Raw genomic sequence first — 12,967 nt, forward strand, 5'->3', positions numbered from 1 at the left:
AATTGAGCCAGTGTTGGAAGGAGGAAGTCCATGTTCGAGCTGGATATCCGCAGCCGCAAGCCGATCTACGAACAGCTTATGGACAGGGTAAAGGAAATGATCGTGTACGGATCGCTTCAGCCGGATGAGCAATTGCCTTCTGTAAGGGCATTGTCCGCTCAACTTACGGTGAATCCGAATACGATTCAGAAGGCGTATCGTGAGCTGGAACGTGAAGGCTATATCTATTCCGTTCAAGGCAAAGGCAGCTTTGTCACGCCTACCCAGCAGCAGCCGCAACAAATCAAGCGAGATGAGATTCGGGCGGCATTGTTAAAACAAATGATCGAAGCTGTCCATTTCGGTTTTACACAGCAGGAAGTGGACGGAATATACGTGGAAGCTACACAAACAAAGGAAAGGGGGATGTCCCTTGATTGAATTAAGGGAAGTCACAAAGACATTTACAGAAGAAAAAGCTGTTGATCAGCTAGCCCTTACGGTAAAGAAGGGCTCCATTTTTGGACTGCTGGGCTCGAACGGAGCTGGGAAAACGACCTTGCTCAAAATTATTGCCGGGATTTACCGACCCGATGTTGGCAAGGTGTTAATCGGTGGACAGCCGGTATATGAGCAGCCTGAAGTCAAGCAGCACATTCTGTTTTTGCCGGATGCTCCCTATTTCTTCCCACAAGCGACAATTCGTCAGATGGCCCGGTTTTACCGCTCTATTTATCCAAGTTGGAGTGAAGAACGCTACACACAGCTAACAGGTATTTTTAAGCTGGACCCGAAGCGCAAACTTCACCGATTTTCCAAAGGGATGAAGCGTCAAGCCGCTTTTTTGCTTGCCTTGAGCTGTATGCCTGAGCTGCTGGTTTTGGATGAACCCATTGATGGTCTGGACCCCGTGATGCGCAGAATGATCAAAAATCTCTTGTTCCAAGAAACCGCTGCACGTGAGATGACCGTCGTAATTTCATCTCATAATTTGCGTGAGATTGAAGACATGTGTGATCATGTGGGCATTATGCACCAAGGACGGATGCTGTTGGAAAAAGAGGTCGACGACCTCAAATCTGATACGCATAAGGTGCAGGTTGCTTTTCGGGACAGCATGCATGAGGAAGCTGTCTGTGGCCAACTTTCGGTCGTACATAAGGAGCGGAGGGGCAGTGTTCTGCTGCTTATTATCCGGGGTGAGCGAGAGCGGATTGCAGAGACAATTGAAGCGTATGAGCCGCATGTATTCGATTTGTTGCCGCTGACGCTTGAGGAAATTTTCATTTATGAAATGGAGGACGCAGGTTATGACATCCAACCGATTCTTCTGTAGCGGCGGCGTAATTCGCCAATGCTTGACACAGCATGGCTGGATCGGTCTATTGTACTTGGCGGGATTGCTGTTTACAGTACCGCTGCCATTGTTTGTGAGCATTGGTGATGAACAACCGCAAGTGGTTTTAAAAAGCTTGTTCGATAGCACAAACTCGGGTAATGAATTGCAAAAATTGATTTTAATGACCGTACCGGTGCTGGCAGGCGTGATGCTGCTTCGTTTTGTTCAGCGACAGGGGCCATCCGATTTGTATCATAGCCTACCTTTGCGTAGAGAGCATCTATTAACGGCACATTTCATTAGCGGTCTTATTCTTTTACTTGTACCTGTGTGGCTGACTGCGGGAGTAACTGCTTGGGTTAACACGTCAATCGAACTGCCTTATATTTTCCATATCAATGATATTGGATCGTGGGCTCTGGTCGTATCCGTCCTTACGATTTTCCTGTTTACCTTTACCGTGTTTGTAGGGACTTGTGTGGGACAATCGTTGCTACAGGCCGTAGTAGTGTATGTTTTGCTGCTATTGCCTCAGTTTCTATTCATGATGATGGGGCGTTTTCTGGAACGTAATTTATACGGTTATGTGCGGGTACGAGAAACCGTTGTCCAATATATTAACGGTTCGGAGTTTCGTAGTAATAATAATGTTTGGGAAAACTTATCGCCGTTTGTACGCATTGTGGAGAACTTGCCGCAGCGCGCCTTTTCCTACATAGAGCTACTTGCCTATTTAGGTATCTCTCTGCTGTTTGTCGCCTTGAGTTATGGTTTGTATCGTAAACGTTTGGTCGAAAAGGCGACTCAGGCCATAGCATTTCCTTTCTTACAGCCTTTGTTCAAGGCAGGGGTTATACTATGCGCCATGCTAGTACTAGGTGATTATTTTTATAATCCAGGTACAAGAGGAGTAAATTGGTCGATTTTTGGCTATACACTTGGAGCTATTTTAGGCTATATCGTTGTAGAGATGGTCATCCGCAAGACGTGGCAAATTGTGCGTGTTCGTGCTTTGGTGGAAATGGTCGTTTACGGTGTGATCATGGGGTTGGTACTGTATATCCCGATTTCAGGTTGGTTGGGTTATGAGGGACGGATTCCAACAGCTCACTCCGTAGAAAAGGTTTATGTGGGGCAAGAGGAGCCTCTAGGGGGAGATGCACAAACAGAAGCTTATTACTCCCAAGACAGGGCTTATATCGCCTCTGTGCTAAATTTACATCGTGAACTTGTACGTGCACATGCAGCTGGCGAGAAAACGTTGTCCAAAAACCTGGCCGTCGAATCGGCAGTCATAGTCTACCGTTTGGATGATGGTTCCACCATGACTCGCCGCTATACATTCCCGGAGAAGCCTTTCCAGACAGAACTGACTAAGGTGATGGAAGCAGAGCCTTATAAAACAGTAAGATACAAGCTGGATAAGCTGCAAGGGAGAGCAGAAACGATCAATATCCAATCAGTAGATGACAATGAACGACGAGTGGTTTTGAGCGAACCCAAAGAGATTCATGAATTTGAAGCTGTACTCAAAGAAGAAGTTTTAAATATGAGTTATAGCGAAATGCAATCAGATCGATATCCCTTGGGGAGTGTTTCTGTTACAAATAAAGAGTCATCTTTTACCAATGAACCGAAATGGAACCGTGAACTTTCATTTAATTGGCCGGCTTCCTATCACAAGCTTACAGAATGGTTAGAACAAAAGGGATATGCGGATAAGGTCATCATTGATTCTAAGGATATTTTTTCAATACGGGCTGTTCCTATTATTACTGAAGAGCTTGAGCCTTACCAACCCAATCAGTATATTGAAGACTATAAACTATTTAGAAGTATTCAACAGAAACACAAAGCAACAACTATTACAGATCAGAAGCTTTGGAGTACTGTACTGGAAAAGCGCAGACCTTATAACCTTACTCCAAATATAGAGAAAGGCACTTATATGTTTCAAGTTAAGATTAAGCCTTTATACAGTTCAGATGCCCACACAGGCTATTACTTATTAACTCCGAAAGATATGACACCGGAGCTTGCAAAGGCTTTACCAGCAATTCCTTAAGCCCACGATATAGCTATACAGGATGACAATTCCCCTCCGTTTGGCGATGCCGGGTTCGATCTTGTGCTAAATAAGCATGAGTCATTTTCGCCAACGGACGGTAAGACGTATTTTGCACTTGTCTACTATTTTTAAAAGCCATTGAATGGCAGATTGCAGACTTTCAGCCAGAGAAATATATAGAACAGCTGTATGGTCTGTATTTGGATATCCAACGTGATGGGTACTGGGACGTGAAGCAGCACCGTTTTTTGATCCATGCCGGAGCGATATAAAGAAGATTCGATACCAAAAAGGCCTTTCCCGTAGGGGAGGCCTTTTTTGCCATACGCAGCTTGAGTGCCTCCTCATTCGGATGATCGGATAAGGACATTTTTATCCTCCTCTCGTATACTAATCTTTACCATAATTGTACAATGAAGAAGCAATGGTTTACAGTCTCATTTCATTCATTAGATATAGGGGGATGTACATGTCTGATCCAAAGAGAGTTATAACCAAGCCGGAAAAGGATGAGTCTGTGCGGATAGCATGGTTTTGGCCATGGCTGGGCGGTACGTTTATGTTTGGATTGTTTTCAGTCATGTTTAATGTAGTTTGGAGTATGGTTGTGGCACCCCAAGTGCAGCTTCTGCTGAGGCATGAAGGTGTCACAGATACAACTGTGTTTGTAATATTACTTCTATATGCATGGATTATCGGTCTCATTTTTGCAGCTTATGGTGCCTTGAGTGCGCGTATGTCTAGCATGGGCAAGCTTTCGCTGATGCTGACTGGGCTATTATCATTATTATGTGGGCTGTGGTTGTGGATTGTAGGCATACAAGGGTCTGGTGGCCAACCTGCTGAAGTGGGAGGGGCGTGGGAGCTCTTTTCACTCTATCACGCTTGGGCGGAGCCTGTGTTGGAGGTATTGGGGCCATATACACAGCATGGTGAAGTTTGGTTTCTACTGGCAGCACTGTTGCCGATAGCTGGCATGGTAGTAGGAGTTGGGGTGAATCGTTATCCAGCGCTAACCGACAAGAATGGTAAGGTGGATTATAGATGGCAATGGATTGTTGCCGCGATATCTGCTGCGCTCTTCATTGTGCTAACGATTACACTGATGCTTCCTCAACGCCCGTACATTGCAGAGAGGGATTTTCCGGTAGTAGACGGGGCTACGGCGGCCATTCCTTTTGCGCAGGATATGCTGCATGAACTGACTGGAATGAGCAAGGCGCGAGCGGCGCACGAGCTGAGATTCAACACGACCCATCAGGCATATGTCAATTTGATCGAAAAGAAGGCGGATCTGATCCTGGTGGCCGGTCCTTCCGATGAGGAACTGCGTCTGGCAAAAAGCCGGGGAATTCAAATGAAGCTCACACCCATTGGGTGGGATGCATTTATTTTTCTCGTACATCAAGACAATCCAGTCAAGGGACTTTCTTCGGAGCAGGTTCGTCGCATATATGAAGGGGCTATCCATAATTGGAATGATGTAGGGGGCAAGGATCAGCCGATCATTGCTTACCAGCGAGAAGAAAATTCAGGCAGTCAGACATACATGCAAAAGAAAGTGATGGCAGGCCATGAGATGGCTGACCCGCCACGTGAACTACAAATTGGCATTATGGGTGGTATGATTAATGCAGTCGCAGATTTTAACAAGGATCACAACGCGCTCGGATATTCATTTTATTATTTTGCAAATGTGATGCATAATCGTCAAGAGGTCAAATTTTTGTCTATTGATGGAGTGGAGCCGAACAAAGAGCACATTCGCTCGAAACAATATCCATTCACAGCTCAACTGTTCGTGGTCACACGGGAAGGCGAGAAACCAAGCCCTTCGATGCAACGACTACTCGAATGGCTGCAAAGCGAAGCAGGAACCCGGGCCATCGAAAAGGGTGGCTTTGTTCCTGTAAACTCGTAATCCTGTAACACTGGTTTGCATTCAGTCCATTCCGTATATTCACCTTAAGAGTGAAACGAAGACAGCAGGGTAATACATAGAATATACATGGCTGTGAATACGATACCCGCACAGCCATGTATATCACCAACATAAGGGGATGAACGAAAATGAAGAAAAAAACATCGGTCTGGGTGCTTTTACTCGCCGTAGCCATAGTGACAGCGGGGTGTGAAACAGGCTCACAAACAAGTTCGCAAACAGGACAAACGGCTCAAAATGAGCAAAAGGGTGCCGCCTCGGCACAAGCGAATGGTTCGGGAGCGACTGTAGATACACCGAAAACAGGAGGACAAGCAACCACAGATGCTACTCAAGCGAAGGTCCGCATGGACAATATTACCGCGTTGCGTTTGATTGACGGCCAATCCGGCTGGATCGGCGGAAATGGCTGGATTGCCCGAACGGACGCGGCTGCATCCGGTTCAGTCGGATCGACGTGGAATGTGCAATATCAGGGCCAAGGTACGGTTCAGCAGATTTTTGCCTTGAACGGGCAGCAGGCCTGGGCTGTTATGGCAGATAGCGGAACGCTGCTGGCCACTCGCGATGGCGGCAAACGCTGGGAGGTTGTCGGGACTGTACCTGAGCAAGGGCAAGCGGGCTTTTTACACTTTGTATCATCCAAGGAAGGGTTCAGTGGCAACCAATATACGAAGGATGGCGGGCAAAGCTGGTCCTCGCTCCCCGTGCCTGGCCACTTGGTAGGACAGCCATATTACCATGATCAGCAAAACGGCTGGGCAGTTACGCAGGACACAGACCGTTCGTTTCAGATTTTACACACGGTTAACGGGGGCCAAAAGTGGACTACTGTCATGTCACGGACAACGGAGGCGCCACTAAATGGAGCCATTATTCGTTCGGTAGAACGTGGCAACGCATGGATCGAGCTGGTTGGCGATACGGGGATGAATCAGACGTCGTATTCGCTTTGGCATACTGCCGATAGTGGACAAAGCTGGCGTGCTGTGCTGGCGAATACCACTGCTGGCGGCGGTCCGGCACCAGGTATTAGCCAGCAAGACAACCAGGTTCCCAAAAATGAAGGGGCTGCACCAGGTATGCTCTATGCGGTTAATAGCAATACCGCATGGATGGGCGGCTACTGCGCACCGTGCGACAAGCCCAATACCATCGGCTGGACGACTGACGGCGGCAAGACGTGGAACAATGGCAAGCAAGGCTTTGACGGTTATGGTGGTCAGCAAATCGGGATGGCAAATGCCAAGGAAGGCTGGGCTATTTTCTCGGATTCAGAGCAGGCCCCAGTCATGTATACCACCTCGGATGGTGGACAGCATTGGGCGCAGAGCCATGTATTTGACAAGCCTGTGGCATCAGGCTCCTAAGGAGGGAATGCATATGAGCCAACATAAGAAAAGTGTGATTACCTGGACTGACGGTCGTGATGTGCCGCTAATCGGGCAGGGCACGTGGCATATGGGTGAAAAAGCATCACTCCGCCAGGAAGAAGTGCGCGCGCTTCAACTTGGCTTGGAGCTGGGCATGACGCTGGTGGACACGGCTGAAATGTATGCGGAGGGCGGCGCAGAAGAGATCGTCGGAGAGGCCATTCGGGGTCGCCGGGATGATGTCTATCTTGTTAGCAAGGCGTATCCTCATCATGCGGACCGCCAAGGACTGGCTCAAGCGTGCGAAGCGAGCCTAACCCGAATGGGAACGGAGTACGTGGACATGTATTTGTTGCATTGGCGTGGGAATATTCCGCTGGAAGAGACGATACAAGGTATGGAAAAACTGCGTGAGCAGGGCAAAATCCGCAGCTGGGGAGTGTCCAATCTGGACAAGTCCGACATGGAGGAGTTATGGAGCCTAAGTGGAGGCGAAGCCTGCGCTGTCAACCAAGTGCTGTATCACGCAGCTTCGCGGGGCATCGAATATGATCTGCTACCTTGGAGCCGTACGCATGGAGTGCCTGTGATGGCCTATTGCCCGATTGCCCAAGGTGGCCGCCTGCGACGGGGGCTGTTGGAGCATCCTGTTATGGTAGACATTGCTGCCAGCCACGGGATAACTCCATCCCAAATTGCGCTCGCGTGGGTCATACGGGACGGTGATGTCTGGGCAATTCCGAAGGCGGTGCAGGAATCGCATGTACGAGAAAATGCAGCGGCAGCAAGTATTCGGCTCACTCCTGAACAACTTCAACAAATAGACGAAGTTTTTCCTCCGCCAACGCGGAAGCAGCCGCTGGATATTGTTTGAGGAAGGAGGAGCCCATGACAGAGCGAGAGACAGAACTGCATGAGGTAGATGATCATCTGGATTATGGATTATCCGTTGTATTTATCGGCTTTAATCCCAGCTTGAAATCAGGCGAGGTAGGACATCATTATGCGAATCCGCGCAACCGATTTTGGCGCATACTGGAGGGAGCAGGCTTGACACCTCGCTTGTACGATCCATCGGAAGATCGGGAGCTGCTAAAGCTGGGCTTCGGCTTTACGAACATTGTTTCCCGTCCCACGAGGGGAGTAGAGGATATTTCACGCGAGGAATACGCCGAAGGACGTCTGAAGCTATACGAGAAGCTAAAGGAATACCGCCCGAAGGTTGCTTGCTTTGTCGGCAAAGGCGTGTACACCGAATACAGTAAAAAATCCAAAGTAAATTGGGGATTTCAGCCTGAACCGCTCATTCCCGAGATGCATGAATTTGTGGCACCTTCGTCTAGTGGACTGGTGCGCATGTCGCTGGAAGAAATCACAGATATTTATCGCCATCTTCAAACGTTCCTTTCGTCAGAAATCGTCTGAAATGCAGTAAGCACGGTGAATACAGCTAGCACTCAAAGAACCACACGCTTCAGTCCCTGCTGGGAAGAGCGTGTGGTTCTTTGAGCTGTTTCTATTCTATTGTAAGGCTTTCGCCTGCCATGCCTGTTCCACGGGAACATAAGGATATCCCAGATCACGTGCAACCGCTTCGTAGGTAATATGTCCGTTCAGGACATTAGTGCCGCTAAGCAGTGGCTTGCTTCTGCGAAGCGCCTCCTGCACACCCAAATCTGCGAGCTGGAGAGCAAAGGGGAGCGTCGCGTTCGTCAGAGCGAGCGTCGAGGTTTGCGGTACCGCGCCCGGCATGTTTGCTACCGCATAGTGAATGACGCCATGCTTCACATAGGTAGGCTGATCGTGTGTCGTGATGTGGTCAATCGTCTCGACTATGCCGCCCTGGTCGATGGCCACATCCACAATCACAGAGCCGGGCTGCATCGTCTGTACCATGGCTTCCGTTACGAGCCGCGGAGCTTTGGCACCAGTGATCAGGACAGCACCGATCAGCAAATCACTTTGCGCCACGGCTTCAGCAATGTTGGACGGGGTGGATACCAGCGTATGGAGCTGATTGCCAAAAATATCGTCTAGTTGGCGCAGTCTTTGCAGGCTCAGGTCGATCAGTGTCACATCTGCCCCAAGACCGATGGCGACCTTGGCAGCATTGGTGCCGACCACCCCTCCGCCAATAATGGTCACTTTACCGCGTTTCACCCCCGGCACACCTGCCAGCAGAATGCCTTTGCCACCCTTTGGTTTTTCCAGCAGTTGTGCTCCAATTTGTACAGCCATTCGACCGGCAACCTCACTCATCGGAGTAAGCAGCGGGAGGCTGCCTTCAACATCTAGCGTCTCATAGGAAATGGCGGTTACGCCGTTGTCTGTTAAAGCGCGGGCCAGTGCTGGCTCGGCAGCTAAATGCAGATAGGTGAATAAAATCAATCCTGGTCGAAAATATCCGTATTCAGAGGAGAGCGGCTCTTTTACCTTGATAATCAGATCCGCCTGGGACCACACGTCCGCAGCTTGCTGCACAAGAGTCGCACCCGCAGTGGCATATTCTCCATCCGTAAAGCCGCTTTCAACACCTGCATGGCTTTCCACAAATACGTGATGTCCGTGTTGAATCAATTGAGCTGCACCTGCTGGCGTTAGAGCGACACGATTTTCATTGTTTTTAATCTCTTTCGGAACCCCAATTTTCATTTCATTCACCTCTCCTAAAAATAATTGTTAAGAAAATTACACTATCATTTTTGCGCAGCCCTGCCGATTAGTTACATGGACTCAAGCCGATAAATGCAATTCATGTTAGATTAGGTACAGTTTACAAGGGGTGAAGCTCCTTGACATCATACATTTTGTCGGATTATCTGACTTAAAGGCTCGACTTTTTGATGAATATATGTCATATAAAATGACATAAAGACATAAGCATAAGGAGAATGCCGATGAACGGTAAAAAAACATTTACCATTGCGGATGTGCTGATACGTCCTGTTTTCCGGCGGGCGAAGCTGGCGGCGGGGGAACAGGGCGTACATCGCCTTGTGGGTTGGGTCCATGTGCTAGAAATCACAAATGTTTCTCCGTTTGTGAGCCGTCATGACTTGATTTTGACGACCGGCCTGTGGCTCACCCGGAAGGGGGAAGAGCGTGCCGAGTATATGGAGCAACTGATCCGCTCGGAAGCCGCAGGATTGTGTGTGGAGCTGGGCACGAGCATTCATGAAATCCCCTCTGAAATTCTGGAGTTGGCGGAACGACATCACTTCCCGGTCATCGTATTTGAGCAGCCAGTGCGTTTTGTTGAAATTACACAAGATATTCATTCCCTACTTATTAACCGACATCATGAACTTCTAAAAGATCTGGAGCGATTTTCACGTCAGCTTCAGCAGGAAACCCTGCGCAGCACTGATATGAACGCCCTCTTGCGTGTGCTTCATGACTATGCAGCCCGGCAGGTCATCTACATGTCTTCCATTGAAACCAATCGATTCGTACCTTCCGTCCAGCCGGATCTAGCGGACCGTATTGCAGATTTTTATGCCAATGAAGTGGAATCTAGTATGACCGCCGATCGGGAGGGGCATCTGCTGTTTCACCTGAATGAATCCACTGCCGTCTTGTTTCAGCCCGTTGTATGCTTCGGTCAGGTGTTTTCCGCAGTAGGTTTGGTACTGCATAGTGAAATGCCGACGGAAGAAATGTCGCTGCTACTCGATTACACTGCCAAGGCAGCCGCTACATTGGTGCTGAGAACACAGTTTCTTGAAGACCGATTGCTGCGTAATCAAAATGAATTGATTCAGGATGTGCTGAGCGGACAGCTTCCCAGTGAAGAACAGGCTCAGACCCGGATGGGCCTGCGATTGTTATCGAAGGGGCAGTATTTATTTTGGGCAGGGGTCATTGAGGTAGAACATCAGGACAAGGATGCCAGTCAGGTGCGCAAGGAATCCATCAATCAGGATGTGCTAGTGCTGCTTCGTTCATTGTTGAAAAAAGAAACGTTGCACAACCTGCTGATGATGAAGGGTAGTCAATGCTACATCCTTTGTGCCAAGGAGGAATTAACACTGCGTTCCGCAGCTCAAATGAAAAAAGTGCTTGCCCATACTGTTCAATATATTCAGAACTATGCCGCAGGACAGCTTGATAAGGTGCGCATTCATGCAGGCTTTGGTAAGGTAAGGCATCGCATGACGGGGACGGATCGCAGTTTTGAAGAGGCATATGAGGTCATTGAAGTGGCACGAAGCGTCCCAGTTATGAAGGATCGGTTGTTTTACGACAGCATCGGAATCTATCAGTTGTTGAAGGCGGTGCCCCGCATTCCATTTCTACAAGAGTTCGTAGAGGACCATTTGGGCGAGCTGATTGCGCATGATCGTGAGCACCATATGCAGCTTTTGGATACACTGGATGCCTATTTTCAATCCCATGGCTCCAAGCGTGATACCGCCGGAATTTTGTACATTCACAGACAGACCCTTTATAATCGGCTGGATAAAATTAATGAAATCATAGAGGGAAATCTGGCAGACCCTGACAAACGTCGTTGCCTGGAAATGGCACTACTGGCTTACCGGATGCTTCAGGCTGAAAATTGATTCTAAATAACTAGTTCTATTTTCCATTCTACTCATTTACAATGCGTGTTAACACTGAGATAATAGAAGAGATTACGGAAATATTTTGAAAGGGGATTAATATGAATATAAAAAAATGGATCGCCGTCCCTCTTATTCTGTTAATGGTAGCTTTGACAGGTTGCCAGGCAGTAGGTGGATTTGATGTAAGTAAAAGTTTATTGGGAACACTTGATGTGAAATCCCAGCAGACAACGGAGAAAATCTCTCTTAAATTGACTCCAAAAGAAGGAATCACGCAAGGAGATAAGGAAATCGTAGATTTGATTAATTCGATTTCCGTCACTGTGGATGAAGCCAAAGTACAATCGGAGGAACTTGCTTCTGCCAAAGGTACATTGCACATCGATAAGTATAATTTGCCGTTTGAACTTGCTTTAGACCGCCAAGGTTTGGCTATTCAACTGGAAGGTGCCAAAAAACCTTATTACATATCTTTGAACTCGCAAGAGAGTTTGAGCGGTCTGCCTGCTGGATTTGATCCATATGTATATTCCAAAGACGTGAGAGAACTGACGAAAACAGCCGCTGCACTTATGCTCAAGCATGCGCCTAACCCTTCTACCATTTCTGCAACGTCTGTAACCGAGGAAGTATACGGTGAGAAAGACAAAGTGAAACTGACCCATCTGCATGCTGAACTTCGTGGTGATGAGCTGGTAACATTGGTAAAACCGTTCCTGGCGAATCTGGCCAAGGACGAAGCAGGCTTGAAAGAGCTGATCGGGCAAGCTATTGATATGACTAAAACGATTGCTTCCGGTATGAATATTGAAGGTAGTGATAAAGTAACAGCGGAACTGAGTGCTAACAAAGAAAAAATGGTCAATGAGGCTTATACCGAAGTTAAAAAGTATTTGGATCTGGCCGTTGATCAGTATGATGTAGGCGTTAGCACCATGTATGCACAGTCCCCTGAAATCAAAACGGTTCTGAGTGCTAACACGGTTCTGAAAAGCGACATGTATTTTGATGAAAAAGGAAATGTTCGCAAAGCGGCGACAGACCTGACGGTTGCTTTGCCAGATGTGGACGGTCTTCCGGTGAAGTCCTTCACAATTCTGACCGAAACTCAATCATGGAACGTCAATGGTAGTGTGACGGCTGATAAAGTGGATATTTCTAACGGTGTTATTGACTTGAATAAACAAGCTGAATTAACTCCGGGAGCGACGCTGCGCAATTTTGAAGCGAATTCTCCGATCTACAACATTTTAAAAAATGATTTGAAAATTACAAAAGTAGAAACAACTTTCGATCCTAAAGACGATTACTACGTCTTGGAGAATCGTGGTGGCACTGCCTTTATTCCATTGCGTGAACTGACGAGCGAACTGAGCTCCGAGTTAAAATGGGATGCAGCTGCCAAACAGACTACTGTAATTGATGATATTACAGGTAAGACGGTTAAGCTGAAAAGTGGCTCCAAACAGGCTGTATTGGAAGGAAGCACATTGACGCTGCCACAAGCTCCATATACGGATGAATATGGTACATTGTATGTTCCTTTCAAACCAGTTGCCGAGGCGCTTGGCGCCACAGTAACTCGTAATAATGATGGGGAATATGTACTGAAACGCGACTAAAAAGAAATTCAAGGAACCGGCCCAATTAGGGGCTGGTTCTTTTTTTGTTATATTGGTAAAATGCTCAGTAAAGCGATTA

The 12,967-nt window shown here is 47.7% G+C and carries 10 protein-coding genes; 9 read left to right on the forward strand and 1 reads right to left on the reverse strand.

The window, feature by feature from the left end; genetic code table 11:
* The first annotated feature begins 30 nt into the window (after positions 1-30).
* The 7 genes from NLX78_RS15535 to NLX78_RS15565 all read left to right on the forward strand — a co-directional run bounded on the left by NLX78_RS15535 (position 31) and on the right by NLX78_RS15565 (position 8,126).
* A complete protein-coding gene (locus NLX78_RS15535) occupies positions 31-420 on the forward strand; it encodes a GntR family transcriptional regulator (protein ID WP_254350903.1) in 390 nt (129 codons plus the stop codon).
* Positions 413-1,315, forward strand: coding sequence for an ABC transporter ATP-binding protein (locus NLX78_RS15540; RefSeq protein WP_061831055.1), 903 nt, complete (start codon positions 413-415; stop codon positions 1,313-1,315). Before NLX78_RS15535 ends, NLX78_RS15540 begins: the two co-directional genes overlap by 8 nt.
* A complete protein-coding gene (locus tag NLX78_RS15545) occupies positions 1,290-3,383 on the forward strand; it encodes a DUF6449 domain-containing protein (RefSeq protein WP_254350904.1) in 2,094 nt (697 codons plus the stop codon). The genes NLX78_RS15540 and NLX78_RS15545 overlap by 26 nt, the downstream gene beginning before the upstream one ends.
* A 472-nt stretch (positions 3,384-3,855) precedes the next feature.
* Positions 3,856-5,307 (forward strand): PstS family phosphate ABC transporter substrate-binding protein, encoded by a 1,452-nt coding sequence (locus NLX78_RS15550; protein ID WP_254350905.1) that lies wholly within the window; start codon positions 3,856-3,858, stop codon positions 5,305-5,307.
* 149 nt (positions 5,308-5,456) lie between these two features.
* Positions 5,457-6,698: a WD40/YVTN/BNR-like repeat-containing protein gene (locus NLX78_RS15555; RefSeq protein ID WP_254350906.1), complete on the forward strand. Its 1,242-nt coding sequence runs from the start codon at positions 5,457-5,459 to the stop codon at positions 6,696-6,698.
* 13 nt (positions 6,699-6,711) lie between these two features.
* A complete protein-coding gene (locus NLX78_RS15560; protein ID WP_061831062.1) occupies positions 6,712-7,575 on the forward strand; it encodes an aldo/keto reductase in 864 nt (287 codons plus the stop codon).
* 14 nt (positions 7,576-7,589) lie between these two features.
* Complete coding sequence (locus NLX78_RS15565; RefSeq protein WP_254326603.1) at positions 7,590-8,126, forward strand: mismatch-specific DNA-glycosylase; 537 nt, start codon at positions 7,590-7,592, stop codon at positions 8,124-8,126.
* 96 nt (positions 8,127-8,222) lie between these two features.
* Here the strand turns inward: NLX78_RS15565 and ald are convergent, their stop codons facing one another.
* The gene (gene ald / locus NLX78_RS15570; protein WP_250267598.1) at positions 8,223-9,353 is read right to left on the reverse strand and encodes an alanine dehydrogenase; all 1,131 of its coding nucleotides are present in this window, start codon (positions 9,351-9,353) and stop codon (positions 8,223-8,225) included.
* Positions 9,354-9,598: 245 nt separating this feature from the next.
* Here ald and NLX78_RS15575 point away from each other — a divergent pair, with 245 nt between their 5' ends.
* Together NLX78_RS15575 and NLX78_RS15580 are read left to right on the forward strand one after the other, a co-directional pair.
* Positions 9,599-11,263: a PucR family transcriptional regulator gene (locus NLX78_RS15575; protein WP_254350907.1), complete on the forward strand. Its 1,665-nt coding sequence runs from the start codon at positions 9,599-9,601 to the stop codon at positions 11,261-11,263.
* 101 nt (positions 11,264-11,364) lie between these two features.
* Positions 11,365-12,888, forward strand: a complete 1,524-nt coding sequence (locus NLX78_RS15580; RefSeq protein WP_254350908.1) for a copper amine oxidase N-terminal domain-containing protein — start codon at positions 11,365-11,367, stop codon at positions 12,886-12,888.
* Positions 12,889-12,967: the final 79 nt, after the last annotated feature.

This window comes from Paenibacillus sp. Lou8.1 (genome assembly GCF_024213565.1).
GTDB classification, from domain to species: Bacteria; Bacillota; Bacilli; order Paenibacillales; family Paenibacillaceae; genus Paenibacillus; species Paenibacillus polymyxa_B.